Origin of the sequence: Gordonia sp. IEGM753 (assembly GCF_050321825.1) — a bacterium.
Classification (GTDB): domain Bacteria; phylum Pseudomonadota; class Gammaproteobacteria; order Pseudomonadales; family Pseudomonadaceae; genus Aquipseudomonas.
Map to the genome: position 1 here is coordinate 2,544,917 of NZ_JBNQGB010000001.1, position 26,374 is coordinate 2,571,290.

The window sequence follows — 26,374 nt, forward strand, 5'->3', positions numbered from 1 at the left end:
TATCATGTTCATCATGATGTTGATGGCGTCGCACGAAGACGGCGATACCCCATTCGCCGACTCAGGAGACCACCATGTTCAGCAAACTCGACCAGCAATGCATCGACACCCTGCGCTTCCTGTCGGTGGACATGGTGCAAAAGGCCGACAGCGGCCACCCCGGTTTGCCACTGGGTGCCGCACCGATGGCTTATGTGCTGTGGTCACGTTGGCTCACGTTCAACCCGCGCAACCCTCAGTGGCCTGACCGCGACCGTTTCGTGCTGTCCGCCGGCCACGGCTCGGCGCTGCTCTACAGCTTGCTGCACCTCAGCGGCTATGAGCTTACGCTTGAGGATATAAAGCAATTCCGCCAATGGGGCAGCAAGACGCCGGGACATCCCGAGCGCGGGCATACGCCGGGCGTGGAAACCACCACCGGACCTCTTGGCCAAGGCCTGGCTAACGCTGTCGGCATGGCCCTGGCCGAGGCGCAACTCGCCGCGCACTACAACCGGCCCGATCACGAGGTGGTTGACCACCATACCTACGCACTTGTCAGCGACGGCGATCTGATGGAGGGCGTGGCGAGCGAAGCCGCCTCGCTTGCAGGACACCTCGGGCTGGGCAAGCTCACGTGCCTGTACGACGACAACTTGGTGACCCTGGCTGCCGGTACCGCCATGGCCTTCTCCGAAGACCGCGCGCTGCGCTTCCAGGCGTATGGCTGGCATACGGTATCGGTGGCGGACGGCAATGACCTAGCAGAAATAAATGCCGCATTGCAGGCGGCGCGAGAAGAAACCGGGCGGCCGTCGTTGATTCTGGTTCGCACACACATCGGCTACGGCTCACCCGAGCAAAATTCCTTCAAGGCACACGGCTCACCACTGGGTGCCGATGACGTGCGCAAGACCAAGGAAAAGCTCGGCTGGCCAACCGAACCTGATTTTCTGATACCCGATGCGGCGTTGACCCATTTTCGCCAGGCGGTCAACCACAGGGCACAGAACGAGGCAGCCTGGCAGGTGCGCATGGACGCCTACACCGAAGCCTTCCCAGCGCTTTCCCGCGAACTGCAGCAGCGTTTGAATGGCGAATTGCCGTCGGGCTGGAATGCGAATATTCCGCTGTTTGCCGCCGATGCCAAGGGCCTGGCGACACGCGACGCCAGCGCCAAGGTGATCAATGCCATTGCACCTCTATTGCCGGCACTCAGCGGAGGCTCTGCCGACCTCGATCCCTCGACGAAAACAATGCTCAAAGGCCTCGGTGATTTCAACCCGCCCGCCATGGCAGATACCGATCAGCAAGGCGCCGACACTGGCGGCTGGAGCCGGGCCGGTCGCAACCTGCACTTCGGTGTGCGCGAGCATGCAATGGGCGCCATCGTCAACGGTCTTGCTGCCCACGGCGGCTTTATTCCCTATGGGGCGACTTTCCTGATTTTCTCCGACTACATGCGCCCACCGATACGCCTCGCAGCACTCATGGGCCTGCACGTGGTGCACGTGTTTACCCACGACAGCGTCGCGCTTGGCGAGGACGGTCCTACGCATCAACCTGTCGAACAACTGGCGAGCCTACGCGCCATCCCCAACCTGACGTTGATCCGCCCCGCCGACGCGAATGAAACTGCGGTCGCCTGGCAAGTTGCGTTGACCACCCGTGACCGCCCTGTACTGCTGGTTCTGACCCGGCAAGCGTTGCCAACCCTTGATCGCAGCCAATTTGCCTCGGCGGATGGAGTGCGCAATGGCGCTTATGTACTCAGCGACGCGGCGAACAACCAACCCGAGCTGATCCTGCTTGCAAGCGGTTCGGAAGTCGCCTTGATCCTGGCAGCGGCTGAACGCCTGACGGGCGAAGGCATCGCCGTACGCTGTGTCTCGATGCCGAGCTGGGAGTTGTTCGAAGCGTTACCGCAGGCCGAGCGCGATACCGTACTGCCGCCAGCGGTCAGCGCACGATTGGCGGTCGAGCTGGGCGTGCGCCAAGGCTGGGAGCGCTACATTGGCAATGATGGCGACATGCTTGGTCTGGAACATTTCGGCGCCTCGGCACCGGCCGACGTCTTGCTGCGTGAATTCGGTTTTACCGTCGACAATGTCTATCTGCGCGCCAAGGCGCTTTTAGCACGATCGTAGAGCGTTGCTTAGCGCGGCCAAGGAACTGGAACGATATCGGGCTTATGCACCACCTCGGGGGCAACGACGCCCCCATTCACCTGGATTGACCGTGCAATCGCCGTTTGAAGCAAGCCAGTCGTTATTCAACGGGCCTACGGACGGTCGCTAGCGTCGCCTCTAAGTTGACTTCGCGGCTGCCACTGTGCGCTGCAAAATATCGACTCAGGTGACGTCCAAAACGGATACAGGGTTTTTCAATGAGGAACCAGGAAATACTGGCCAATGCAAGAGACACGGTGATCGTGACAGCCTGATTTGCATGAATACTGAATGTAGGAAACTCGGCCGCGATAACCTGTTGTATCGGCCATCCGAAAACATAAACACCATACGAAAAGTCACCGGGTAGCCGCATGGCCTTGATGGGTTCGGTGGTCATCAGCCAAAGCGCCGTGATCAAAAAGGCCGGATAAAATACAAACTGGAACGCTGACCCATGCCGAAAAATCCACGCAAACAGGATTAAACCGGCCACGACACGGATATCGATATTCGCCTGGTCCTTGTAAATCGCAAGGAGCGCACCAAAAGCAAAAAAGGCTGGGAGGCGACCACCGATATTGACGTTCATCAGGCCAATCAACTGAACTTCTTCTGGAAAAAACATTGAAGTTACAAGTATTGCAATAAGAACAACCGTCGCGAATAGCTTATTACGAAATACACCGCAGAGCCCTGCTGCCAGCAACATGGCATACATGATGAGTTCATATCGGATCGTCCAGATAGAGCCATTGGTCAGCGGGTAGCTGCTATGTTCAAATACACCAGGCAATGAATATTCGACATAGGGATGCCGAAATATCGCGATGAAAAGCTGACTGTCAGCAAAGTAACTATTAAGCGGCAGTGTGGTGAGTAACGGTCCCAGCAACAACACACAAGCGGCCGCACTAACAAAGAGGGCCGGGAACACCCGAAAAAAACGTGCCAATATAAAATTAAGCGGTGAACTATTGTTTATCCAGCTATTGGTTACAAGAATACCGCTTAAGAAAAAGAAGAATTCAACGGCCAGCGACCCCGAATAGTCAAAGCCAAGCAAATTCCCGATAGGTTCTGTCGTCGTGGACCCCGGTACAAGGGCGTAAGCATGGCCCCAGATGACTGCACACGCAGCGACGAGGCGCAGCAAATCGGCATTGTTATTGTCCCTGAGCAGCGCATGATTCAGCTTCATAGAATGGCTCTCGGAAAGTGTGCGCGATGGCAGGACCCGATAACCATTCTGGCAATTTTTCCAGTTGTGGTAGATGTGTCCGATTGGGTCTGAGTGTAGACGGCACCTCAACGTAACTGCTGAACATGAAAATAAAGTTATGTTACCTGTTCGCAGTTTTGGCGCATGACCGCCCCACACGCTTTGCCTCTATTCCCGGAACTTTTATCCCTATTAAACAAGGACAAAAGAATGCCAAGAATCTGGCGCTATTAAGATGACTTGTTGGCGTCGGCCGCGACACTTCCCGGCAGTCGGAAAACAAACGAAGGGGCGATTAAGTTTCCAGTTTTTTATCAATTGCTTGATCAAAGATCACCGGACCTGAGTTCGATTCGCCCAACGAATCTTGTGGATTGAGCAATGGGCACTCACCCATGGTTAAACATCCGCAACCGATGCAGCCCTCAAGGCTGGTTGACAGCGTTGTTAGCTGCTCGATGCGTCGCTTCAACGACGACGCCCAGGCTTTCGATACCGTTTCCCATTCCTTGGCGGACGCTTTGCGATCATGGGGAATGGGTTCAAGGGCTGTCTTGATTTCTGCGAGGGAAATCCCGCTGGCTTGCGCAATTCGAATAATCGCGATCCGACGCAGCGTACCGCGAGCGTAGACACGATGATTGCCGGAGGTGCGCTGGGACGCCAGCAAGCCTTTCGACTCATAAAAATGAAGCGTAGAAACAGACAACCCGCTGCGTTTTGCAACTTGACCCACGCTCAGGCTTTGATGATCGGTGATCTTTTCTTTCAAGGCTTTTGACCTCAAGTTTGGTTGAGAATTGAGAGTCTATCAATCACAGGGAAAAAGCACTTATCGAGTTCGTATCACGGTCGCATCCAGTGCCCCGACTGCGCGCCTGCCCCTGCAGAGTGAGCAGACAACTGCATTGTGCACCCTGATCATTCAGTGTGAATATTGCCGCTAAATCACACAGCAACGCGGAGGCTCAGCCGGTGAGCGCCACTTCTTCGATCTGGTTTTTTGTCGTTCCATTCGCCATCGCGGCAGCCATTCCCGGCCCTGCTCAGGGCGCTCTTCTGGGGCAAGTGGTGTCACGCGGCGCTAGGTCTACCCTGCCCTTCATCGCGGGTATGGTTCTGGGCAATGCTGTGTGGCTGTTGGTCGCCACACTGGGTCTTGCGGCATTGGCACTGCAGTTCGAATATGTGTTCATCGCGGTGAAATGGCTTGGTGTTGCCTTTATTTTATTCATCGCGTGGAGCCTGTGGTCGAAGAGCACTGAGCACGCTCCAGCGCTGCCCGAACGCTCGGCCAGTCGTGGGATTCTTTCAGGCGCCGTTCTGACCCTGAGTAATCCGAAGGCTGTTGTGTTTTTCGGTGCGGTATTGCCCCAGGCATTTGATCTGACAGCCTTGTCCTGGTCCGAAATCATCTTTATTACCGCACTCGGCGTCGGGATCGACCTTTGCATCCAGTTGGCTTATCTCGTGACTGCATCGCGAATCAAACTCGCCATCCAGTCACCCAAGGCAATGAAGCGTCTTAACAGAACGTCGGCGGGCGTAATGACGGGCTGTGCGGGCTGGATGGCCGTTTCGCACTGACCGCATGAGACAAGGCGTAGTATTCAACACCGTTTTATATTCATGGAGAGAACATTGCGGATCTACATTACGGGCGCTTCGTGTGCGGGCGTGACGACGTTGGGTCACACCCTGGCAACTTTGCTTGGCGTACAACATGTCGATGTTGACGACTTTTACTGGCTGCCCACGAATCCACCCTATACGACCAAGCGATCCCCCGATGAACGCGTTTGTTTGATCAATCAAACACTCGATGACGAAGGCTGGATACTGACCGGGTCTTTTGATGGCTGGGGCGATGCGCTGATAAGCAATGCCGACCTGATCATGTTCGTGACGACCACAACGCCTGTTCGCCTTGAGCGGTTAGCCAAAAGAGAAGCTCAGCGTTTTGGAGATCGCTTAGCACCCAGTGGCGACATGCATGACATACACATGGCGTTTCGTGAATGGGCCTCGCAGTATGACAACCCGCATTTTTCCGGACGCAACAGACAGCGGCACGAAGCCTGGCTTTCAGAGCAGACGGCGACAGTGTTGCGAATTGACGGGGAAAGCACCGCTGAAATAATGGCTGCAGATGCCATCCAGGGGATATCACAGATGCAGCGACGGATTGAGGCCGGGACGGCATGAGTCGTTCGTAACGCGATGCTGGAGATCGGGCGGAACCCGATAACTGAAGATCGAAACCCTTTATGTCGATAACGATTGGCTTGAGTCTGCCAAAATACAAAGCCCGCGTGTGCGGGCTTTGTGCGCGTTAGCCGTACACTTTTTCCACTCGGTGTTCTTTTGCGGCAAAGGCCACCAGAACGACCAAGATCGCGCCAAGCACTAACGAAGCACCGACGGTGCCAAAGTCCAGGCCACCTTTTTCAAGCGGTTTGGTCAGGAAGTCACCGAGGGTTGCACCGAATGGCCGGGTGAGAACAAACGCCACCCAGAACAACAACACCCCGGAAATACGAGTGTAAATCCTGGTAACTACCACAGCCATAATCGCCGAACCAATTAGCAGTGCACCACCGGCAAAGCCCAAGCCGGAATCATCCGCCAAATAGTCACCTAGCGCAGTGCCCAAGGTATTGGAGATCAGAATAGCGACCCAGTAGAACAGCTCGCCCTTAGTAGTATGGATATTGTTAACTGACAGGCTTTTTTCGCTAACACGCCAGATAGCGAACACCGTAATCAGCAGACTGATCAGAACCAGAGAACCCGAGGCATAACCAAGGCCGAGAGTGCGGTCCATGAAATCCGAGATTGTTGTGCCTGCGGTACTGGTGGAGAGAATTACGATCCAGTAAAGCACCGGGTTATAACGCTTGGAAAACAGCTGCAAGACGAGCGTCACCAGAAAGGCGCTGATCAAAATCAGCGAACTCATGGCATACCCCACATTCAGGGTCATAGACAGCAGGTCACCTGCGGTTTCGCCAAGGGTGGTGGCACAAATTTTCATCACCCAGAAAGCCAGGGTTATTTCTGGCAATTTGTTTAGTTTGACAGGCATGTTCATGAAGAAGACGCGTTCCTGATCAGGTAAAAGTGTGTGGGCATCGCGCTGAATAAACAGCAACGGGTCATGTATGAAAATAGCCAGCGAGCTAAGCCCCCCTATTGCGGGCGGTCGCAGCTTGCACAGCGGAAGGTCAAAAAACCGTTAAAACGAAATCAAAACTCTATTGAGTAAGCATGACTGCGAGGGCTGAGCACGCATGATTATTTAATTGAAGTTAAACCTAAACTTTAAAAACCATGTCGCGTAACTATTTATTCCACGCATTACCTCGCCCAACACCTCGACAGATAATGCGCAAATACCTTTCGGCAGCTCATATTTAATGGCAGTGCAACGCTGATAGCGCCCCTAAAACTTCCTGTCGAGCGCGCAACTTACACCTCAGCATCATCCCTGATATCAATAATTATCTTGTTATTACCGATACCATCCTTCGGTTACCAAACTTAAATTGCATGCTTTTTCAACAAGACCGAAACACACAATCCACGTTGGTTCATCTCGTCCGAAAAACTCAATCGGATACTTGCCCCGGTACGATCCGCTATCGCAGTAACGATCGACAAACCGAGCCCGGAACCTGCCTCATTAGTTCCCAGAGTGCGGTAAAACGGATCAAACACCAGAGGTTGCTCTTGCACGCTGATACCAGGGCCCGAGTCCTTGATTTCCAAAATCACCGTCTCCCGATCCAACTCGACCCTCAAGTCGACTCGTCCGCCCGCGGGGGTATACCGGATCGCGTTGTCCACCAGATTTTTGACCAGGATAAACAAGTCCATTTCGTTGAGGGTGACTTGCACGTCTTCGGTACTTTCAACACCGATGTCGATACCCTTGTGCTCCGCCAATGGCAACAAATCTTCCAGCACCCGACGAAAAACTTCATGGACTGACACGGATGTCTGCGATCGCTGAGCGATCGATTGTGCAGCCGCCAGGGTCAACAATTGCTCGATCAGTTTTCTGCTGCGCTCGATGCCCTCGGATAACGGCAAAAAGCATTCGTGGGCCGATGCCGACATTTCTTTGGACGACAACCGCTCTGCTTGCAATGACAGAGCCGTCATGGGAGAGCGCAGTTCATGAGCAGCATCGGCGATGAAACGTCGCTGCGTTTCCATGGCTTGCGCGACGCGCTTGAGCAACCGATTGATGGCCACGACGAAAGGCCGGATTTCGGTCGGCAAGTGATTTTCGTCGATTGGATGCAGCGCCTGCTGATCGCGTTGATCGATTTCGGCCGAGAGAGTCGCTATGGGGCGGAACAGCTTACGCACCAGATCACCCACCACCAGCAGCAGTACCGGAAACAGGATCAGAAAAGGCAACAGGCTGCGCCAAGCGCTTTCGCGCGCTTCTTTGTCACGCACGTCTGCCTCTTGAGCGACAACGATACGCTCGCCCCCAGCCAACGTTCTGACGAGTGCCCGGTACTGTTCACCAGCGATATTCACCGTGGACAAACCATCGGCCAGGGTTGAGGGAAAGGGAAACGGTAGTGTTATGTCGTCATTGCCAGTCGCTTTCCCACTATCAGCCAGGTATTGCACGATGACCCTGGATTCTTCATCGTCGCCAACCAGGCGTTCCTCAGTGGGATAACGCAGGGACATCTGCTGTCGATCAAACAACACCGCGACTTGACGCAGGGTGTCGTCCTGCATTTCGTGCACCTCGTTGAGTGAGGACACGAAAGCGAATACTCCAGCCACTAACGCGACGATCAGGATGGCCAGCGACAGCGTTACAGAAAGCCTTGACTGGACCGAGTCGCTCAAGCGCCCTTTGAAACCATCCATCCCATCCCCCTGACGTTTTTGATGACATGACTCCCCAGTTTTCGCCGTAGTGCATGGATCAGAAATTCCACCGCGTTGCTTTCCACTTCATTGCCCCAGCCGTAAATACGATCTTCAAGTTCGCTACGCGAGAGAATGGCGCCAGGGCGCATCAACAAAGCTTGCAACAGCGCGAACTCGCGACTGGAAAGCTGGATGTCAACGGTGTGCGTGGTCGAGGCTTGCTTAGAGAGCAGGTCCAACGATACCTCACCGTTATCCAGTACCGATTGGGCATTGCCGCCGCGACGGCGCAGTACGGCCCGCATGCGTGCCAGCAATTCCGCCATGACGAAGGGCTTGAGCAGGAAGTCATCGGCGCCGCCATCGAGGCCACGCAGGCGATCATCGAGGCCATCGCGTGCGGTGATGATCAGTAACGGCACCGGGTTGTTGCGAGCGCGAATGGCATCAAGCACATCGAGTCCGTCTTTCCCCGGCAGCCCGAGGTCCAACAACAGCAAGTCATAAGCCTGGGTGTCCACTGCCGCCAAGGCAGTGAGGCCATTTTTCACCCAATCGGTGGCGTAACTCGCATCGTTCAGCGCACTTTGAATGGCATCACCAATCATCAGGTCATCTTCGACCAGCAGAATCCGCATTTTGCGCTCCGGTTGAAAAGGCACGACGGTCATGACTGTCGTGCTTGCATTGAAACACCGGAATCGGAGTTTGTCCGCCGTCGACACCATGCCGATTCACTGTTTGCCTTTCATCGCATCGAAAGCGCTGAGCAAGTCGCCCATCGCCGCCTTGCATTCATCCTGCTTTGGCGAGCTGGCTCGAAGCGCGTCGAGCGCCCGGTCGATGGCCTTGTCCAGCACATGCCAGTCACTGGCGGCACGAGGTTTGATGCCCGCTTCGGCGGAGTCCCAAGAGGTTTCGAGATCCTTGATACGGGTCTTCGCCCCGGGCAGATCGTTTTTGTCGACGAGTACAGCCACCTCTGCAGCAATGGTCCGGAACTCACTCAGATCGCCTAGCTTAGAACCAGACTGAGCGGGCGCACTGATCGAGGTGGCGGTCTTGCCCGCGCCGGGTTTGTCCAAAGGTTTCGAGCAACCCGCTATGCTGCCGAACAGCATGAGGGACAAGACGATGGCGACGTGACGGAGTGCGGGTTGAAATAAACGCATGTGGATTCCTTGATAGGTTGCTGAAAGGTTACTGAGTGACAGCTTTACGGCTGCCAACGCTGAATTGAGCGACTGCCACCAACAGCACGATGACAATCAGGAAGATCGCGCTGGTCCAGGCAGCGCCCATGCCCAAGCCACCGTAAGTCTTCGCCTGGGTCAGCAAGTCACCGAGAGAGGCGCCAAACGGGCGGGTCAGGATGTAGGCGATCCAGAACGTCAACACCACATTGGCGCCCAGACGCCAGGCCAGCAGTGTTGCGGCAATCAGCACGCCGAAAATAATCGCACCGACGGTGAATCCCAGACCCAGCGCTTCAGTCGCCAAATCACCGGCGGCTGTGCCTAGGGCAAAGGTGCAGAGCACGGTTGACCAGTAAAAAAGCTCGCGGCGCGGTGTGTCGATTTCACGGATCGACAGGTTGCGTTCCACTCGATACCAGAGCAAAAAATTGATCGACAGCAGAACGGAGAACACCGCAGTGCTGACATACAGACTGATATCGAGCATGTCGGTCATGATGTCGGTGATCTGTGTGCCCACGATGCTTACCAGCACCACGTTCAACCAGTAGATCGAGGGTGAGCAAGCTGTTTTGCGCAGTTGAAAGAACAGCGCACACGCCAGTAACAGCGCCATGCCGATGCTGGTCCAGCCTGCACCGAAACCCGCATCTACCGCTAGAAAGTCGGCACCGGTTTCACCCACAGTTGTCGATAGAATCTTGATCACCCAAAAGGACAGTGTCACTTGCGGCACTTTATTGAGCCATTCGGCTCTTTCGGGATTCATGTTCGGTAACCTCTTATAAGCGACGCTGAACTGCGTAAATCGAAAGATACAGCGCAATACTTAGCGCAGACTGAGGGCTACCGATGTGCCTGCCAAAGGCGCCTTGCGGGATACAACGGCGACGTTGAGATCGATTCAACCGCTTGCTGATGCCCGGATGCGCAGTAGCAGCGCAAGCCACAGGCAATTAGCCATCCTCGCCACTTGCAAACCCCGACACACTTATTGAGAATGCGAATAGTTAATATTCATATGGCTGTCGCATGCCGAATCACAGCACCACCTCACGAGACAGCTTTCAACGACTCTACGTTGACCACCATCGCTGGCTTCAATCCTGGCTGCTGAGGCGTTTGGGGTGTCATGCCAACGCCGCCGACCTTGCTCAGGACACGTTCGTGCGCACGCTCAAATCGCCGCATCTGGGTGAGATTGATGAGCCAAGGGCATTCCTGTGCCTGATCGCCAAGCGTGTGCTGTGTTCCTTCTGGCGTGGCAATGAACTGGAGCGTGCTTACCTCGAAGCGCTTGCTGGCCTGCCCTGTTCGGTGGTGCCATCGGAGGAAGAATTTGCCCTTCTGCGCGAGGCCATCGAGGCGGTAGCCCTGATGCTCGAGGGCTTACCGGATAACGTTCGTCACGCCTTTGTGCTCAATCGGCTGGAGGGTATGACTCACCCCGAGATAGCCCGTGAACTGGGGGTTTCTGTTGCCACCATCGAGCGCTGGATCAGGCGCGCGGTCACCCAGTGCTACCTCGCCACCCTGAGGCTGGAAGGATGACGTCCTCTAGCGCCTCGCAACTGACCCCGGCGATACAAGCGGCCATCGACTGGGTGGTTCGGCTCGACTCCGGCACCGCAACGCCTGCTGACCGCGAGGCTTTCCAGAACTGGCTGGCATCGGCCGAAGAACATCGCGCGGCCTGGCAGTCGTTGAACAGCGTGATTGGCCTGCCGTTCAATCAGCTGACCGATGCCCAGCGGCATGTTCCGGGCAGCGCGCGAATCGCCACCCAGGTGTTACGTCAATCGGCGACAACCTTGAACAGACGCAGACTGCTGCGCGGCAGCGCGTTACTGATGCTTGGTGGCCTGATCAGCGCCTTCATGCTTGAGCGGCGCATGCCGCTGGAAGGTCTGTTCACCGATCTGTACAGCGCAACCGGTGAACGAAAACGTGTGTCGCTGGCTGACGGTAGCGTGCTGACACTCAACGCCCGCACCACCGTGGACGTGCAATTGAGCGCCGAAAAACGCCTGCTCCGGCTGCATCAGGGCGAGGTGTGCGTGCAGGTAGCTGCCGAGACCCGCAGGCCTTTCGAGATCATCACCGCTCAAGGCAGCGTCCATGCATTGGCGGCGAGTGTTGTGGTGTGGCAGCAGCCCGAGCAGAGTCTGGTCAGTGTTCAACAACAGAGTGTGCAAGTGCGCTCTCGAAACGCTCAGACCGTGGCGCTGCTCACCGGGCAGACGCTGCTTCTACGCAGTGATGCGCTGCACATGGTGACCGGTCAGACACGCAAGGTCGACGCCTGGATGGACGGCCTGCTGGACGTTACGGACGAATCCCTGGGCGCCGTCGTCGACGCTCTGCGCCCCTATCGTTACGGCATGCTGCGAATCTCGCCGGCAGCGGCTCGGCTGCGGGTATTTGGTGTATTCCCTCTCGACGACAGCGATCAGACGCTGCAATCGCTCGCGCAAGTCTTGCCGATTCGAGTGGAGCGTTATGGCCCGGTGACCTTGATCGATGTGAGCTGAAAATAATCGAAAAAATCCATGAGGTGAGTGAGGGGTTTTTCGCGCTCGTTGGACATAGCAGGAAACACTCAACCGATCCTGCAAGGAAAACCTCCCCAATGCGCGCAAAACTATCGCCTTCCGCGAACCTGGCCGTGGCCATCACCACGGCGCTCACCTGCGGCCTGACATCACTCTGGGCCCTCCCCGCGCTGGCGGCAGATGCCATCCAACACTACGAGGTGGCCTCGATTTCTCTCGAACAGGCACTGCGCCAGATCGCCCGGCAAAGTGGACGCAGCATCGTCGCCGACCCGGTATTGGTTCGCGGACGTACCAGCGGTCCGGTGAGCGGCGACTTCAGCGCTGAAGTTGCCGCGCAACGAGCATTGGACGGCAGTGGCCTGTCATTGCGCATTACTGAAAACGGTACGCTGACGGTCGAAAAAATCGAGGTACCGCCCGGTGCCGTGCAACTCGGCACCACTAACGTCAATGGCACGGGCCTGGGGGTCAATACCGAATACACCCGTTCCTACACCACAGGTGCGGTGACCATTGGCAAGAGCGAGCGCAGCCTCAAGGAAATCCCGCAGACAATCACGGTGCTGACCGCGCAACGGCTCAAGGACCAGAACATCACCACCCTGAACGACGTCTACAACAACGTTCAAGGGGTCGTCACCTACGGCGCGCTCAATGGCGACAACCAGCCTTACGCCCGAGGGTTCGAGATCGACAACTTCCAGATCAACAGTATTCCGATCCCGGCGGGCACCAACACCGGGATCACCTCGCTGAATTGGTCGGATCTGATTGCCTATGAACGGGTGGAAGTGCTCAAAGGCTCCGCAGGCCTGTATCAAGGGGCGGGCTCGCCGGGCGGAGCAATCAACCTGGTGCGAAAACGCGCCGGCGCCGACTTCAAGATCGACACCACCACTCAGGCCGGAACGTGGGACAACTACCGACAGGAAGTCGATATCCAGGGAGCGCTGAACGAGGAGAAAAGCGTGCGTGGCAGGCTGGCGACGTCATACGGCTCTCGTCATTACTTCTATGATGGGGGTAAAAGTGAACGGGCCTCGACCTTCGGCGTACTCGAGTTCGATTTGTCTCCCGACACCTTGCTCAGCACTGGCTTCACCTATCAAAACGCCGATAACCGCTCGACGATGGACTGGGGCCTGCCCAGCTACAGCAACGGCTCGAAGATCGACTTCAAGCGTTCCACCAACCTCAGTTCGCCGTCGGACTACAACGACGTCGAGTCAACACAGTACTTCGTCGACCTCAAGCATCAACTCAACGACGACTGGAAGATCACCCTCGCCGGCAACTACACGCGTTTCAACCTGGATGCGCTGTACAGCAACACCGGTGGTTTGATCGACCCGGTCGACAACTCCGGCGCCTACAACTGGGCCGAGGGCCGGGGCGAAAACAACTATCAGTACGACACCGACCTGTTCCTCAACGGTAATTTCGAACTGCTCGGGCGACGCAGCGAAACCATCCTGGGCGGCAACATTTCCCACAGCAAACGGATTGCGGGGCGCTACGACGTGACGAATTACGACGGGGCGTACGACTTCATTCCCGACATCCTGACGTTCGTCCCGCCCAAGTACGACCGGACCGACAAATATCGCACCACCACCTCGACGCTCGATCAGCGTGGCCTGTATGGATCGCTGCGCGTCAATGTGTTCGACCCGCTCGATGTGATCATCGGTGCGCGCGTCAGTTGGTGGGATTACGACCAGGACCAGCTCAACGAACTGAATGGCGTGCACAGCAAAACAAGCCAACAGACCAACGCGAAGGTCGTGCCCTTCTATGGGCTGGTCTACGCGCTCAACCAGGACTGGTCGGCCTATGCGAGCTACGCGGAAATCTTCACCCCTCAACTCAACTATGAAACCGCCTCGGGGAGCACGCTCACGCCTCGCTCGGGCGAGACGTACGAATTGGGCCTCAAGGGCGAGTTCTACGAGGGCACTCTCAACACCAATTTCGCGATCTATCGCACCCTTTACTCCGGCCGCGCCCAGACTGACCAAACACAACCTGCCACCTGCCGTTGCTACGTCGCCGGCGGCAAAGTGCGCACCGAAGGCTTTGAGGCAGAAATTTCCGGCAGGGTCATGACGGGGCTGGAGCTGAGCGCCGGTTACACCTACAACCGCAGCAAGTACCTCAAGAACCCGGATAACGTCGATCTGGAAGGCACCGCATTCCTGACGTCCATGCCAGAACACATGCTGCGCCTGTGGGCCAATTATCAACTGCCGGGCGAGTTGTCGAACTGGCAGGTGGGTGCAGGCAGCAATATCCAGAGCGGGGTTTACGGCCGCTACGTGGGGACGGCGCCAAGTGCGGGCATCAAGAACGAAACCGGCGGCTACGCAATCTACAACGCGCGCCTGGGTTACGACTTGAACAAGAACGTCAACCTGTCGGTCAACGTCGAAAACCTCTTCAACCGCGTGTACTACTCGCAGACCGGCACCCTCGAAAACAGCACCTACTACGGCAACCCGCGAAACCTGATGTTCACGATGCGTACCCGTTTCTGAGGCCGCTGATAAACGGCCCGACACCGACCAGTCAAGGGCACCTCTGGAGTTGTAGAGCTGAAGAACTGTAGAACTGTAGAACTGTAGAGCTGTAGAGCTGTAGAGCTGTAGAGCTGTAGAGCTGCAAAACTGTAGAGCTGAGGAGCTGTGAAGCCATAGAACTGTGGCGAGGGAGCTTGCTCCCGCTGGGCAGCGCAGCGGCCCTAAAATCAGGCCTGCGATGCAGTCCAACGCGAGCAAGCTCCCTCGCCACGGATTATTCGTCCGGGGGCGTTCAGCCTCTCCAGACTCGAGGCGGTCTGATCTGTGCCAGACACGATTGCACTGTCGCTCATCGCAAAGGTATTATTGAGAACGATTCACACTAAGATCTGGAAAACCGACAGTGCAATCTTCTCCGTCCAGCAAGCTGGGATTCTTCTTCAGCGATCATCACCGTTGGCTGCTGCAGCATGTTCATCGACATCTGCGCAATCACGCGGACGCAGAAGACACCGCCGCCGATACGTTTTGCCAGATGTTGGCGGCCAGTGTCGATCCCGACACCATCGAACAACCTCGTGCTTACCTTTCGACCATCGCTCGCCGACTGATCTTTGACCGTCATCGCCGGCGCAAGCTGGAACTCGCCTACCTTGAACGCTTGTCCATTCTGCCCGAGGCGCTGGCACCCTCCCCGGAAGAACAATTGCAGCTGATTGAAGCCCTGGTGGCCATCGACCGGGCTATCGACGGCTTGCCGATGGTCGTCAAGGCAACGTTCCTGTACAGCCAACTGGACGGCATGAGCTATGTGGCGATTGCGCAGAAACTTGGGCTGTCGGAACGCACCGTCAGTCGCTACATGAAACAGGCTTTGCGCCAGTGCTACCTGTGCGAAGTATCGCCATGAGCAAGTCGCGCCTGGACCCTGTCAGTGAGCAGGCCATCGACTGGATGGTAAAACTTCGCGCCGGCACGCCCGACGCTGCATTGCAGGAACGTTTCAACGCGTGGCTGGCGAAGGACCGCGCCCACAGCCAGGCCTGGGCAACGTTGCAGGACCGTCTCGGCGATTCGTTCAACACGGTCCGTGCGCTGGATCGACGCCTTCCCGGTCACGCCAACGAAGCTCGCCAAGTGCTCTTGCAGCCTCATCATGGCTCGCGCCGCGATGTCCTGCGGGCAATCGCAGGTTTGGGTCTGCTCGGAGGTGGCCTGTGGCTGGGCGCCGGGAGTCAGTTGGGTGATTGGCTACTGACTGATCTGCACACCGGGCGCGGCGAGCGTCAAAACTTCAATCTGGCAGACGGCAGCACGTTGAGTTTGAACGCCAACAGTGCGGTGGATCTGCGCTTTGACGACACGCAGCGGCTGGTGATCCTGCGCCACGGTGAACTGGTGATCGATGTCGCGCCAGACCCTCGCCGTCCGCTACGCGTGCGCACGGCCCAAGGCGAAATGCGCGCACTGGGCACACGATTCCTCGTCGCCCAAGAACAAGATGCCAGCCGATTGGTGGTGTTAAAGCATTCGGTTGAAGCACGACTGTTCGACGGCACGGTGCAGGTTGTGCAGGAAGGCCAGTCGGCTGTGCTGCACGCCGGGCAAATTGCCCTGGTCAGCGGCGATCAACGCCAGCGCGCTGACTGGCTGAATGGACGGTTGAACGTGCTGGACGAATCCCTCGAGCACGTCATCGACAGCCTGCGTCCGTACAACCGTGGTTTTGTGCGCGTGGCTCCCGAAGTTCGAGGTTTGCGCGTTCAGGGCGTGTTCCCGCTTGACGATCCGGATCGAGCCTTCCGTGCTTTGGCGGAAACCCTGCCGATACGCGTGGATCGCTACAGTCCCTGGGTGACACTGATTGGCTCGAAGTAAAACGCTGAACGTCTATTTTTTGATAAATAATCTTATTTGTGTCTGGTTTTCATTTCTCATCCCACCTATCTCCTGACACTTCCACACAATCAGGAGAATGTTGTGTTCAACCCTTGGCCTCATGCCCTTTGCGTCACCGCTGCCCTGGCAACTCTTTCGAGCCCTGCCATGGCGCAAAACCTGACCTTCAACCTGGCGGCCGCGCCTCTCGCCAGCACGCTCAATGCGATCGCGGGCCAAAGTGGGCACATCATTTCGCTGCAGCCATCGCTGGTACAGGGCAAACAGGCACCCTCGGTGATCGGCTCGATGGCGGTCGAGGAAGCGATGCGCAGGGCATTGTCGGGCAGCGGCCTGCAATTACGCGTGACCGACCAAGGTAACTTCAGCGTAGAGCCGATCACGGATGGCAACACGGCCATGCAACTGACTGCCACCCACATCGTTGAACGCAGCAACGAAGCCACTACAGAAGGCTCGGGTTCCTATACTGCCCGAGCAGTGACCCTCGGCAAGGGCACGCACACGCTCAAGGAAATTCCCCAATCGGTCACCGTGATGACCCGCAAGCAGATGGACGACCAGGATCTGGTCGACCTCAAGGACGCGGTCAACCAAACCACTGGCCTGGTGGGCCTGCAGGGTGTCGGCAAGGGCATGATCCTGTCTTCGCGCGGTTTCCAGATCGACGACTGGCAGTACGACGGCGTTCCCATCCCGCGTAACACCTACGCGCTGGGCAACTGGGCGACCCAGGACCTGATTTTCTTTGATCGCCTGGAAATTTTGCGCGGCGCCTCTGGCCTGCTGCAAGGCGTGGGCAGCCCGGGCGGCGCGATCAACCTGGTGCGCAAACGCGGGCAGACTGCACCGACCGTGACCGTGACCGGCAAGGCCGGCTCCTGGGATCACTACGGTCTGCAGGTGGACGCGGGCGGCCCGCTGAACCAGGCCGGCAACATCCGCGGCCGCTTCGTCGCTGACCAGGACCAGAGCAACTCCTTCATCGACCACGACTGGAGCAAGACGCTCTCGCTGTACGGTGCGCTGGACTTCGACCTGAACGAGGACACCACACTCGGGGTGGCGATCAGTCAATCCGATGGCGATTCGCGTCCGATGATCCGCGGCCTGCCACGTTACGCAGACGGTTCGATGCCCGACGTCTCGCGTTCGACCTTCACTGGCGCGCGCTGGAACCGTTCAGACATCGATGTCACTACCCTCTACACCGATCTTGAGCACCGCTTCAACGACGACTGGGCTTTCAAGGCCGGTGCCGTGCGCATGACCGAAACCAACACGTCGAAAAACCAACGTGTGCAAAGCAGCGGCGACGGTCTAGAGCCAGATGGCAGCGGTGTGCAATACGCCAACTTCGTCACCGATTTCGACTCCACCAAGGTCGGTCTCGACATGAACCTGACCGGCAAGTTTGAAGCGCTGTCGATGCAGCAGGAAGTCATGCTGGGTGGCAACTATTCCCAGCTGACCACGGACGACAGCCTCGCCCGGACCTTCACTAACAACGACGACACGATCTTCGGCGTGAATTACGACCGTCCCAAAGTCAACTATGACACCTTGATCAACACCGCAGGCGGGCGCGGCACCCTCAGCAAATACGACATTCGTCAGAAGGGTCTGTACGGCACCTGGCGGGTCAAGCCTGTCGATGACCTGACATTGATCGTGGGCTCACGGGTCAGTTGGTACGACTACAACTACAAATCCAAGACCCAATTCGCCTTCAGTGACACCGCGACTCCCGATGATCCAAGCACCGCGAAGGAAACCGGTGAGGTCACGCCCTACGCCGGTATCGTCTACGACCTGAGCCGCGAATGGGCGGTGTACGCCAGCTACACCGACGTATTCCAGCCACAGACCGTGCGTGACACAAGTGGCTCGATACTCAAGCCGGTGATTGGCAGCAACTACGAAATCGGCCTCAAGGGCGAGCTGATGGAAGGTCGGGTCAATACGTCCCTGGCGGTGTTCCGCTATGACCAGAAAAACCGTGCGGTGAATGATATTGCCGGAGGCATGGAGTGTGACGGTTGGTACTGCTCCACGGCCGCGGGCAAAGTGCGTAGCCAGGGCATTGATGCGGAAATCAGCGGTGAACTCGTCGACAATCTGCAATTGTTCGCCGGCTACACCTACAACACCACCCAATACCTTGATGACCCGGTCAACGAGGGCAAGGTGTTCAGTACCTGGACGCCAAAACACATGCTGCGGGTGTGGGGCAACTATCAGTTCAGCGGTGACTGGAGTCGTGTCAGCACGGGCCTGGGCTTTACCACGCAAAGCCATACGCTTGGTTATGAACACACCTACGATGTGCCGGGTTATACCGTATGGAATGCGCGTGTCGGCTATCAGTTGACCCCGGAGATCGGTTTGGCCGTAAACGCCAACAACCTGTTCGACAAGCAGTACATCACGGCGGCCTACAATCAGCTCAGCGGCAATAACAATTTCGGTGACCCGCGCAACCTGATGTTCACCGTGAAGTACACCCCGTCGTTCTAATCCTCAACAACGGGATTCGCTCACGATCGTTTGGGCTAACACTGCCGGAATTCGTTTCCGGCAAGTGGGGCATTAGTGTCGACAATCAAGCCCCTTCCACCACCCACCTTCGATAGCGTCAGCGTGTCTTCATCCGCAAGAACGTTCAGCCTACAGACATCTTCGCCGTCAGGTTCTGTTGCAGGTACGCCAGGAACCGGCGCTGGAACAGCATCGTGTGTTCGTGCGCTGCGTTCTCCGCTTCATCGGCATTGCGCGCCTGTATGGCGTTGACGATTTCATCGTGGTCTCGACCGATGGGTGAAGCGGTGCTGGCCGTACTGATGATGTAGTCGAAGTGCAGGTGCAGCAGACGCTGGCCTTCACCCAGCAGCTTCTCGTAGTAGCTGATGAAGTACGGATTTTTCCCAGCCTCGGCAATGGCCATGTGCAGTGCCTTGTTGGTTTCGGACATTGCCTGGAAGTCCCCGGTGCTGACCGCGTCGAGGTAGGCCGCATCAGCACCACGAATGCGCACCAGGTCTTCATCGGTGCGGTGCAGGGCTGCCAGACGCGTCACTGCGCGCTGGATCAGGTCGAGGGCCGAGATGTAATTGGGGAATTCCTCGATTTCGAAAGGGGTCACCAATAGCGTGCGATTCGGCAGGATGGTGACCAGGCCTTCACTGATCAAACGAGCAAGCGCATCACGCACCGGCGAGCGGGAAAGACCGAACTGTGCAGCCAGGGACACTTCGTCCAGCGGCATGCCGGGCTTGAGCTTCAACGTCAGGATCTGCTTGCGCAATTCTTCGTAGATGTAGCGACCGCCATGGCGTTTGGCACCACTGGCAGGTTCAGTCGTTTCTTTGCTCATAGGGTCATGCTCTCGGCAGTGCAGGCCGGTCATCCGGCCAGCCCACAACTTTAACATCTGCCCGGGGATAGTTAAAAACCCTCACCCCAGGTATCACTCAGCATGAAACCGGCCGCCAAAGGATCATCCGGGTCGACCCCGATCTGGTGCAGCCCATAGACCCACGCGCGCCCGGTAACCCTGGGCAGCACCGCCGGTTTGCCGGCTCCTTCCGTCAGCCCCAGCAACTCGACCTTAAACTCGCCGCCAATGGTCGAGCGCGAGGTGAGTTTGTCCCCCACCTTCACCAGATTGCGTGCACTCAAGGTCGCCAGATTCGCTGAACTGCCAGTGCCGCAGGGCGAGCGGTCGACCCGACCTGGTGGCAGCGTGGTGCATGTCTGGTAGGTGTACTGATCGACACGGTGGCGGAACATCACATACGCCACCTCGTTGAGCTCCTTGAACAACGGGTGGCACACCTTCACCTGTTGGTTGATCAGGCCTTTGAGGCGAACACCCAGAGTGGCCAGTTGCCGCGCATTCTCTGGAGCGATGGCCAAGCCAACCTGGTCAACATCGACCAAAGCGTAATACACACCGCCAAAGGCAATGTCTGCCTTGATCATTCCGAAGTCCGCGGTATCGATCGGTGCGTCCAGTTGCTCGACGAAGGACGGCACCATGTCCAGCGAAACGCTCACGCAGCGCCCCTCCGCACACTGGGCCCGGGCGGTCACCAGACCTGCCGGTGTATCCAGCACCACCGTGGTCAGGGGCTCGACCATTTCCAGCATGCCAAGCTCCAGCAATGCGGTGACCACACAGATGCAGTTGCTGCCGGACATGGGGTGAGCCTTGTCCGCCTGCAACACGATGAACCCGGCCTGAGCCTCGGGCCGCGTGGGCGGCACCAGCAGGTTCACCGACATTTGCAGGCAACCGCGTGGCTCCAGAATCACCAGGCGCCTCAGGCTGTCGTCGACTTCGTTGATGTAATTCATCTTGTCGAGCAAGGTCTTGCCGGGGATATCAATCACTCCGCCGATGATGACCTTGCCGATCTCACCTTCACAGTGCACATCAACCATTTGCAGCGTCTTTTTCCAGCGCATGACCGGCCCCTTATTTGATGTACCAGGCCCAAGGCTGATCACTGTCGTAGCGGGTGATCTGCTTGGTTTCCAGGTAATTGTTCAAGCCCCAGACGCCCAGTTCACGCCCGATACCACTTTGCTTGTAGCCGCCCCAAGGGGCTTCGGTGAAAGTCGGTTGCGAGCAATTGATCCAGACGATGCCTGCACGCAATCGACGGGCGACGCGTTCGGCACGGGCAACGTCTCGGGACATCACCGCCGCTGCGAGCCCGAAGCGTGAGTCATTGGCGCTGCGCACAGCATCGGCTTCGTCATCGAACGGGCGTACACACACCACCGGACCGAAAATCTCTTCCTGCCAGATCCAGCTGTGCTCCGGCACATCGGCAAAAATCGCCGGCGTCATGAAATAGCCTTTGTCACAATGAACCGGACGCGTACCGCCAGAGAGCAGTGTCGCGCCCTCCTCCTGACCACGGGCGATGGCCGCCAGTACTTTGTCGTATTGGCCGCGACTGACCAATGGGCCGAGCAGCACGCCGTGGTCCATGCCATTGCCGATGCTCACGCGTTGCGTCTGTTCCACCAGCCGCTTCAGCAGGGGTTCATACAAGTCACGCTGTACCAGCACCCTTGAGGTTGCCGAACACACCTGGCCCTGGTTCCAGAAAATGCCGAACATGATCCATTCAACCGCAGCATCGATATCGCTGTCGTCGAAGATAATGAAAGGCGACTTCCCCCCCAACTCCAAGCTGATGTTTTTAATGTCACGAGCGGCGGCCTGCATGATCCGCGTGCCGGTTGGCACGCTGCCGGTGAAGGCCAGTTTATCGATACCGGGATGCTCGCTCAGTGGTGCGCCAGCCTGCGGGCCGAGGCCGGTCACCACATTGAGTACGCCCGCCGGCAAACCGGCCTGATGCGCGATGTCCGCCAGTTCCAGTGCAGTCAACGAAGTCAGTTCTGACGGTTTGAGCACCATGCAGCAACCGGCGGCCAATGCCGGGGCGACTTTCCAGGCCGCCATCAACATCGGGAAGTTCCAGGGAATGATCGCCCCGGCGACGCCCACCGGCTCCTTGCGCGCAATGGACGTGAAACGTTCGTCGCCGAGGACGATGGTCTGCTCACGATGGCCGTCCAGCTCATCGGCAAGGGTGGCGTAATAGTCGAAGCAACCTGCGGTATCGGCGATGTCCCACTGCGCTTCCGGCAACGGCTTGCCGTTGTCGCGCACCTCAAGCTCGGCCAGCATATCCTGACGCTCGCGGATGCCATTGGCGATGGCCCGCAGCACAATCGCGCGTTCGGCGCCGCTCATCTGTGGCCAGGGGCCCTGATCAAATGCACGGCGTGCAGCGCTGACAGCCAGGTCTATATCAGGCGCCGTGGCGGCAGCTACCTGGGTGATGACCGATTCATTGCTGGGGTCAATCGTGTCAAAAGTGCCGCCATTTTTCGGGCGAACCCATTGGCCGTCGATGTACAGCTGGTCATAGGATTTCATGCGTGGCCTCCAATAAGGGCGAAGCGCTGAGCGCTAAAAGGGGTCAGGTCCTGAGCGGGTGTTCGCCCCACAACCAGGTCTGTGATGAGTCGTCCAGTGGTCGCACCCAATGTCAGGCCGAGCTGGCCGTGGCCGAATGCCAAAAACACATTCGACAATCGGGTGCTTCGGTCAATGACCGGTTTGGTGTCAGGTAAGAACGGCCGATAGCCGACGCCGTACTCAACATTTTCCAGCTGCAACCGGGGAAGAATTTTTCGTGCTTTTTCGAGAATGATGTCGGCACGCTTGAAGTTCGGTTCGGCATTCGGGCCGGCGAATTCGATGGTGCCGCCAATCTGCAAACCACGCGTCATCGGGCTGAAGCAGAAACCTCCATCGGCATAAATCACCGAGTGACGAATCTCCACGCCGGGATTGGGCAGCAACACCTGATAACCGGCGATCCCGGCCAGTGGAACCTGCGCGCCCAACTGTTGGAAAAACTGTCGCGAGCCTGTGCCTGCGGCGATCACCACATGTTCTGCCGGGTAACGTTGGCCATCGCCAAGCGTGACGCCACTGGCACGGTCAGCCACTTCGTCGATGCGCTTGACCTGGCCGCGCACACGAATGCCGCCCTGATCAAGAAAACTGTGGGTCAACGCTGCGATAAACCCCTCGGTATCGCTGACCGAGCGCCAGTCTGAAAACAGCAAGCCATGCTTGAATCTGCCCGCCAGCGACGGTTCAAGGTCCGCGATTGCAGCGGTGTCCAGCACCTCGGACTTGAAACCCAGCGCCTGGCGCAGCGCCAGATGCTCACGTTCGTGTTCAACGCCCGAGGGTGTGTCGAACACGTCGATAATCGGCCGTTCACCCATCAATGCCTTGTCCGGGCACGCCGCCAACAACGGCGCGTAGTCTTCATAGACATGATGCGTCAGGGTCGCCAGGTCTTCGGCGATTTCAACGATTTTCGAGTGCCGGGCACACGCCAAAAACCGAAGGAACCACGGCAGGATACCGGGCAACGCTCCCGGCCTGAGCGCGAGCGGCCCCTTCTGATCGAGCAGCCATCCAGGGATTTTTTTCAGGATGCCCGGTTTGGACAGCGGAATGACTTCGCTGATTGCCATTTGCCCGCAACTCCATTTAGCGGTGCTATCGCCCGCAGCCGCCGGGTCGATCAGGGTCACCGCATAACCTTCGCGTTGCAGATAAAGGGCACAGCACACGCCGACGATACCGCCGCCGACCACGATTGCCTTCTCTGCGCGAGCAGGTGTTTGTGCAGCGGATGGCGCAGGTGTCATAGGGAAGTCTCTTGAGTAGAGGCGCAAGCGGCGTAATTTTCCAGACTGAAGCCGTCCCACCAGGGTTGGGTATCGTCGACAATAAACTCGGCGCGTCCGGTGATCCATGCCCGGCCTTCAATACTGGGGCGAATCGCGGGGCTGCCGTCCTCCAATTGCAGCGTTTGCGCCACGCGACCGACGAAAAAGCTACCGATCAGGCTTTCGTGACGATAAGCACCCGCCTCAGTCAACCAACCACGAGCAAACCGCTGGGCCACGCGGGCGGAACTGCCGGTGCCGCACGGCGAACGATCTATCAGGCTGGAACCTGCGATCACTACCGCCCGCCCCTGTGATTCCATTGATAACGGCGCGCCGGTCCACATGCAATGTTTGACGCCCCTGATGGCCGGATTTTCCGGATGCACCACGTCTAGCGTGCGGTTGACCAAGGCTTGTATTTCCCGGCCCCATTCCAGCAGTTGCTGTGGGCTGAAATGCTCGCACCCCGGGAAGTTGTCTTGCACCTCGATGATCGGATAAAAGTTGCCACCGTAGGCAATGTCGATCTTGAGCAAGCCCAATGGCGCAAAATTTAGAATCAGGTCACGGTGCAGCAAGAAAGAGGCAACGTTGGTGAAACGTACCGAGCTGACTTTGTCGCCATCGCGTTCGTACGTCGCATGGATCTGCCCCGCCGGCACATCCACCACTACGAGGCCAGGCACTTTCGGCTCGATCAAACCAGCCTCCAGCGCAAAAGTAATCGAACCCAGCGTGGCATGGCCGCACATTGGCAAACAACCGGACGTCTCGATAAACAACAGGCTGAAGTCACTGTCATCACGTATCGGCGGGTAAAAAATAGTGCCCGACATGTGCGAATGCCCACGGGGTTCAAGCATCAGGCTACGGCGAATCCAGTCGAAATCAGCCATGAAGTGTTCACGCCGCTCGCTCATGGTTTTGCCTTTGAGCAGGGGTGCTCCGGCAATCACCATGCGTACGGGCATGCCTTCGGTATGGCCTTCGATAGTGTTGAAAACGTGTCGGGTCATCTCATTCACTCCGTCATGCTGCATCGGCCACGGCGGCGACCGATGCAGCCAATGCCTTTAGCCCAGCGCCACTTCAAAAGCCTTGCGGAAACTGGCCTTCTCCTCGGTCGTCAACGGTTGCAGCGGCATGCGCGCGGCGCCCGCATCGAAACCTGCCAGCTCACAACCATATTTGACCTTCTGGATAAACTTGCCGGACTCCATGTCCGCGAGTACCGGGAATAACGACCGGACGATGGCCTGTGCACCACTCAGATCGCCTGCGGTGTATTTGGAGTAAAAGTCACAGACCTGCTGCGTCAGGCAGTTGGCCGGACCGCAAATCCAGCTGCTGGCGCCCCACAGGAAGAAATCCAATGCCTGGTCGTCCGAACCGCACGAGAGCTGATAGTTGTCCTTGTAGGTGTTGCCGATTTCGATGGCTCGCAGCAGGTTGCCACTGCTTTCCTTGATCGCGATCACGCGGGCGTTGTCCTTGAAGGCATCAAGCACCCCAAAACCGACTTCGACGTTGGTGCGTACCGGGTAGTTGTACAACACCAGACTGATGTCCGGTACGGCGTCGAGAATCGCCTGGTAATGCCCTATCAGCTCATCCTGGGACGGCAGCGCATAGTAAGGCGGCGCGATCAGCAGGTTGGTATAGCCGGCATCGCGGGTCTGTTTGACTTGCTCGATAACCTCGCGGGTACAAGAGCCATTCGCACCGGCAATCAACACACCACGGTCGCCTACAATCTCTCGCACAGCAGCCAGAACCTGCCGGCGTTCTTCGTTGGTCAGTGCGTAGTACTCACCGGTCGAACCCAGCGGCACAAAACCGGTGACACCAGCCTTCAGTTGATACTCGATGATATTGCCGAGCATGTCGTAATTGACCTTGCCGGCCTTGTCGAACGGTGTGACCAGAGCAGGCAGGATGCCCTTGAGTTGAGTCATTGCAGACACTCCACGGAGTTGAATACGAGGGTTGGGTTAGTACGCATAACGACGCAGCATCCGCGTCTCGACCACGCCAACCAGTCGGGTCAGCGGGAACGCCACGAGGAAATAAATGACCGCCACCGCTGACAGAAACTCGACCGGGCGTGCGGTGCTGTTGGAGATGTTCTGGCCGACGAACATCAGGTCGGCGATGCCTACCGAAGAAATCAGCGCGCTTTCCTTGAACAGTGAAACCACGTTGGAAAGCAGCGGCGGAATGCCCCGCAGCAGGGCCTGGGGAAACACCACGAACACCGTTTTATTCCACGAGGCCAGACCCAGTGCGACGCAGGCGTCATGCTGCTCGCCGGGTATCGATTTGAGCGCGCCACGGAAGGTTTCACTGGTGATCGCGGTCATGTACAGGGTCAATGCCAGCAACACCGACATGTACGGCGGGATGTCGATGCCGAACACCACCGGAAAACAGAAAAACACCCAGAACAGCTGGATCAGTAGCGGCGTACCACGGAAAAGCTCCACGTACAGACCAGCAGGTACGCTCAACCAGCGACTGCCCGAGGCCCGCAACAGGCTCAGCAGAAAACCGCACAAGCTTCCCAGGATCGCGCAGCCAACGGTAAATACCAGGGTCAACGCCAACCCTTGCAGCAGGGCTTGCCAATACGAAAACACCACGGTGAAATCAAGACTCATGACAA

General features: G+C 57.5%; 23 protein-coding genes. 9 read left to right on the plus strand and 14 right to left on the minus strand.

Going from position 1 to position 26,374, the window contains the following annotated elements; translation table 11 throughout:
- The first annotated feature begins 74 nt into the window (after nt 1-74).
- Entirely contained in the window at nt 75-2,126 is a 2,052-nt protein-coding gene (gene tkt, locus ACQR3R_RS11395) for a transketolase (protein WP_428272253.1), read from the plus strand.
- A 121-nt stretch (nt 2,127-2,247) separates the two neighbouring features.
- Here tkt and ACQR3R_RS11400 read toward each other — a convergent pair whose 3' ends face one another.
- Both ACQR3R_RS11400 and soxR read right to left on the minus strand, forming a co-directional pair.
- On the minus strand, nt 2,248-3,348 hold the full coding sequence (locus ACQR3R_RS11400; RefSeq protein WP_428272254.1) for an acyltransferase family protein: 1,101 nt from the start codon (nt 3,346-3,348) through the stop codon (nt 2,248-2,250).
- A 316-nt stretch (nt 3,349-3,664) separates the two neighbouring features.
- On the minus strand, nt 3,665-4,141 hold the full coding sequence (soxR, locus tag ACQR3R_RS11405) for a redox-sensitive transcriptional activator SoxR (protein WP_428272256.1): 477 nt from the start codon (nt 4,139-4,141) through the stop codon (nt 3,665-3,667).
- A gap of 203 nt (nt 4,142-4,344) precedes the next feature.
- Between soxR and ACQR3R_RS11410 the strand changes: the two genes are divergently transcribed.
- Together ACQR3R_RS11410 and ACQR3R_RS11415 are read left to right on the plus strand one after the other, a co-directional pair.
- Entirely contained in the window at nt 4,345-4,956 is a 612-nt protein-coding gene (locus ACQR3R_RS11410) for a LysE family transporter (RefSeq protein WP_428272257.1), read from the plus strand.
- A gap of 54 nt (nt 4,957-5,010) precedes the next feature.
- Nucleotides 5,011-5,574: a hypothetical protein gene (locus ACQR3R_RS11415; protein WP_428272258.1), complete on the plus strand. Its 564-nt coding sequence runs from the start codon at nt 5,011-5,013 to the stop codon at nt 5,572-5,574.
- A gap of 127 nt (nt 5,575-5,701) precedes the next feature.
- On the opposite strand, the gene ACQR3R_RS11420 is transcribed toward ACQR3R_RS11415, so the two are convergent.
- From ACQR3R_RS11420 to ACQR3R_RS11440, 5 genes are all read right to left on the minus strand, one after another.
- A complete protein-coding gene (locus ACQR3R_RS11420) occupies nt 5,702-6,454 on the minus strand; it encodes a COG4705 family protein (RefSeq protein WP_428272608.1) in 753 nt (250 codons plus the stop codon).
- Between the two features lie 455 nt (nt 6,455-6,909).
- Nucleotides 6,910-8,265 (minus strand): ATP-binding protein, encoded by a 1,356-nt coding sequence (locus tag ACQR3R_RS11425; protein WP_428272259.1) that lies wholly within the window; start codon nt 8,263-8,265, stop codon nt 6,910-6,912.
- Nucleotides 8,241-8,906: a response regulator gene (locus ACQR3R_RS11430; RefSeq protein WP_428272260.1), complete on the minus strand. Its 666-nt coding sequence runs from the start codon at nt 8,904-8,906 to the stop codon at nt 8,241-8,243. The genes ACQR3R_RS11425 and ACQR3R_RS11430 overlap by 25 nt, the downstream gene beginning before the upstream one ends.
- Nucleotides 8,907-9,002: 96 nt before the next feature.
- Nucleotides 9,003-9,440: a hypothetical protein gene (locus ACQR3R_RS11435; protein WP_428272261.1), complete on the minus strand. Its 438-nt coding sequence runs from the start codon at nt 9,438-9,440 to the stop codon at nt 9,003-9,005.
- Between the two features lie 28 nt (nt 9,441-9,468).
- The gene (locus tag ACQR3R_RS11440) at nt 9,469-10,233 is read right to left on the minus strand and encodes a COG4705 family protein (protein ID WP_428272263.1); all 765 of its coding nucleotides are present in this window, start codon (nt 10,231-10,233) and stop codon (nt 9,469-9,471) included.
- Nucleotides 10,234-10,496: 263 nt separating this feature from the next.
- Between ACQR3R_RS11440 and ACQR3R_RS11445 the strand changes: the two genes are divergently transcribed.
- The 6 genes from ACQR3R_RS11445 (at nt 10,497) to ACQR3R_RS11470 (ending at nt 18,951) form a co-directional block, all read left to right on the plus strand.
- Nucleotides 10,497-11,015 (plus strand): sigma-70 family RNA polymerase sigma factor, encoded by a 519-nt coding sequence (locus ACQR3R_RS11445; RefSeq protein ID WP_428272264.1) that lies wholly within the window; start codon nt 10,497-10,499, stop codon nt 11,013-11,015.
- Entirely contained in the window at nt 11,012-11,995 is a 984-nt protein-coding gene (locus ACQR3R_RS11450; RefSeq protein WP_428272265.1) for a DUF4880 domain-containing protein, read from the plus strand. Before ACQR3R_RS11445 ends, ACQR3R_RS11450 begins: the two co-directional genes overlap by 4 nt.
- A gap of 98 nt (nt 11,996-12,093) precedes the next feature.
- Entirely contained in the window at nt 12,094-14,553 is a 2,460-nt protein-coding gene (locus tag ACQR3R_RS11455; protein ID WP_428272266.1) for a TonB-dependent siderophore receptor, read from the plus strand.
- A gap of 385 nt (nt 14,554-14,938) precedes the next feature.
- Nucleotides 14,939-15,445: a sigma-70 family RNA polymerase sigma factor gene (locus tag ACQR3R_RS11460; RefSeq protein WP_428272267.1), complete on the plus strand. Its 507-nt coding sequence runs from the start codon at nt 14,939-14,941 to the stop codon at nt 15,443-15,445.
- Entirely contained in the window at nt 15,442-16,413 is a 972-nt protein-coding gene (locus tag ACQR3R_RS11465; protein ID WP_428272268.1) for a FecR domain-containing protein, read from the plus strand. The genes ACQR3R_RS11460 and ACQR3R_RS11465 overlap by 4 nt, the downstream gene beginning before the upstream one ends.
- Nucleotides 16,414-16,515: 102 nt before the next feature.
- The gene (locus tag ACQR3R_RS11470; protein ID WP_428272269.1) at nt 16,516-18,951 is read left to right on the plus strand and encodes a TonB-dependent siderophore receptor; all 2,436 of its coding nucleotides are present in this window, start codon (nt 16,516-16,518) and stop codon (nt 18,949-18,951) included.
- Nucleotides 18,952-19,096: 145 nt separating this feature from the next.
- Here ACQR3R_RS11470 and ACQR3R_RS11475 read toward each other — a convergent pair whose 3' ends face one another.
- The 7 genes from ACQR3R_RS11475 to ACQR3R_RS11505 form a co-directional block, all read right to left on the minus strand.
- Nucleotides 19,097-19,807, minus strand: a complete 711-nt coding sequence (locus tag ACQR3R_RS11475) for an FCD domain-containing protein (protein WP_428272271.1) — start codon at nt 19,805-19,807, stop codon at nt 19,097-19,099.
- A gap of 71 nt (nt 19,808-19,878) precedes the next feature.
- The gene (locus ACQR3R_RS11480; RefSeq protein WP_428272272.1) at nt 19,879-20,901 is read right to left on the minus strand and encodes a proline racemase family protein; all 1,023 of its coding nucleotides are present in this window, start codon (nt 20,899-20,901) and stop codon (nt 19,879-19,881) included.
- Nucleotides 20,902-20,911: 10 nt separating this feature from the next.
- Entirely contained in the window at nt 20,912-22,393 is a 1,482-nt protein-coding gene (locus ACQR3R_RS11485) for an aldehyde dehydrogenase family protein (protein WP_428272273.1), read from the minus strand.
- A complete protein-coding gene (locus ACQR3R_RS11490; RefSeq protein ID WP_428272274.1) occupies nt 22,390-23,688 on the minus strand; it encodes an FAD-dependent oxidoreductase in 1,299 nt (432 codons plus the stop codon). Before ACQR3R_RS11490 ends, ACQR3R_RS11485 begins: the two co-directional genes overlap by 4 nt.
- Nucleotides 23,685-24,728, minus strand: a complete 1,044-nt coding sequence (locus tag ACQR3R_RS11495) for a 4-hydroxyproline epimerase (RefSeq protein ID WP_428272275.1) — start codon at nt 24,726-24,728, stop codon at nt 23,685-23,687. The genes ACQR3R_RS11490 and ACQR3R_RS11495 overlap by 4 nt, the downstream gene beginning before the upstream one ends.
- A gap of 57 nt (nt 24,729-24,785) precedes the next feature.
- Nucleotides 24,786-25,667, minus strand: coding sequence for a dihydrodipicolinate synthase family protein (locus ACQR3R_RS11500; protein WP_428272276.1), 882 nt, complete (start codon nt 25,665-25,667; stop codon nt 24,786-24,788).
- A gap of 36 nt (nt 25,668-25,703) precedes the next feature.
- Nucleotides 25,704-26,369, minus strand: a complete 666-nt coding sequence (locus ACQR3R_RS11505; protein WP_428272277.1) for an ABC transporter permease subunit — start codon at nt 26,367-26,369, stop codon at nt 25,704-25,706.
- Between the last annotated feature and the right edge of the window lie 5 nt (nt 26,370-26,374).

Bases quoted from the DNA above. Each gene is read 5' to 3' on its own strand.
- tkt (WP_428272253.1), top strand. From the start codon at position 75: ATGTTCAGCAAACTCGACCAGCAATGCATCGACACCCTGCGCTTCCTG.
- ACQR3R_RS11400 (WP_428272254.1), bottom strand. From the start codon at position 3,348: ATGAAGCTGAATCATGCGCTGCTCAGGGACAATAACAATGCCGATTTG.
- ACQR3R_RS11420 (WP_428272608.1), bottom strand. From the start codon at position 6,454: ATGCCTGTCAAACTAAACAAATTGCCAGAAATAACCCTGGCTTTCTGG.
- ACQR3R_RS11425 (WP_428272259.1), bottom strand. From the start codon at position 8,265: ATGGATGGTTTCAAAGGGCGCTTGAGCGACTCGGTCCAGTCAAGGCTT.
- ACQR3R_RS11430 (WP_428272260.1), bottom strand. From the start codon at position 8,906: ATGCGGATTCTGCTGGTCGAAGATGACCTGATGATTGGTGATGCCATT.
- ACQR3R_RS11435 (WP_428272261.1), bottom strand. From the start codon at position 9,440: ATGCGTTTATTTCAACCCGCACTCCGTCACGTCGCCATCGTCTTGTCC.
- ACQR3R_RS11440 (WP_428272263.1), bottom strand. From the start codon at position 10,233: ATGAATCCCGAAAGAGCCGAATGGCTCAATAAAGTGCCGCAAGTGACA.
- ACQR3R_RS11445 (WP_428272264.1), top strand. From the start codon at position 10,497: ATGCCGAATCACAGCACCACCTCACGAGACAGCTTTCAACGACTCTAC.
- ACQR3R_RS11450 (WP_428272265.1), top strand. From the start codon at position 11,012: ATGACGTCCTCTAGCGCCTCGCAACTGACCCCGGCGATACAAGCGGCC.
- ACQR3R_RS11455 (WP_428272266.1), top strand. From the start codon at position 12,094: ATGCGCGCAAAACTATCGCCTTCCGCGAACCTGGCCGTGGCCATCACC.
- ACQR3R_RS11465 (WP_428272268.1), top strand. From the start codon at position 15,442: ATGAGCAAGTCGCGCCTGGACCCTGTCAGTGAGCAGGCCATCGACTGG.
- ACQR3R_RS11475 (WP_428272271.1), bottom strand. From the start codon at position 19,807: ATGAGCAAAGAAACGACTGAACCTGCCAGTGGTGCCAAACGCCATGGC.
- ACQR3R_RS11480 (WP_428272272.1), bottom strand. From the start codon at position 20,901: ATGCGCTGGAAAAAGACGCTGCAAATGGTTGATGTGCACTGTGAAGGT.
- ACQR3R_RS11485 (WP_428272273.1), bottom strand. From the start codon at position 22,393: ATGAAATCCTATGACCAGCTGTACATCGACGGCCAATGGGTTCGCCCG.
- ACQR3R_RS11490 (WP_428272274.1), bottom strand. From the start codon at position 23,688: ATGACACCTGCGCCATCCGCTGCACAAACACCTGCTCGCGCAGAGAAG.
- ACQR3R_RS11495 (WP_428272275.1), bottom strand. From the start codon at position 24,728: ATGACCCGACACGTTTTCAACACTATCGAAGGCCATACCGAAGGCATG.
- ACQR3R_RS11500 (WP_428272276.1), bottom strand. From the start codon at position 25,667: ATGACTCAACTCAAGGGCATCCTGCCTGCTCTGGTCACACCGTTCGAC.
- ACQR3R_RS11505 (WP_428272277.1), bottom strand. From the start codon at position 26,369: ATGAGTCTTGATTTCACCGTGGTGTTTTCGTATTGGCAAGCCCTGCTG.